Source organism: Streptomyces sp. AF1A (assembly GCF_047340315.1).
Taxonomy (GTDB): domain Bacteria; phylum Actinomycetota; class Actinomycetes; order Streptomycetales; family Streptomycetaceae; genus Streptomyces.
This window is the reverse complement of the sequence record NZ_JBLEBI010000388.1, coordinates 1-400: the sequence shown is the minus strand read 5'-3', so window position 1 is coordinate 400 and position 400 is coordinate 1. Positions and strand designations below refer to the sequence as shown.

Annotated in this window: 1 protein-coding gene; it reads left to right on the top strand. The window is 65.5% G+C overall.

What is annotated here, in order from left to right:
- The coding region (locus ACLU3S_RS37040; RefSeq protein ID WP_413956362.1) for an alpha-glucosidase C-terminal domain-containing protein at window positions 1-355 on the top strand (355 nt) is incomplete at its 5' end.
- Window positions 356-400 lie beyond the last annotated feature (45 nt).

The window sequence follows — 400 nt, the reverse complement described above, 5'->3', positions numbered from 1 at the left end:
GCTGAACGCCGTACGACGGCACAGCCCGGCCCTGCGGCAGCTGCGTGATCTGCACTTCCACCACGCCGACAAGGACGCGGTGATCGCCTACTCCAAGCGGAGCGGATCGAACACGGTTCTGGTGGTCGCAAATCTCGACCCCCACCACACCCAGGAAGCCACGGTCTCGTTGGACATGCCGCAACTCGGCCTGGAGTGGCACGAGTCCGTGCCGGTGCGCGACGAGCTCACCGGCGAGACCTACTACTGGGGCAGGGCCAACTATGTGCGCCTCGAACCGGGTCATAGGCCCGCGCACGTCTTCACCGTCCTGCGACCGTCCAACCCGCAGATCGGAGGGTCACCCACAACATGATCGTCAATGAGCCCGTTCCGGACACCTTCGAGGACACTCCCGCGG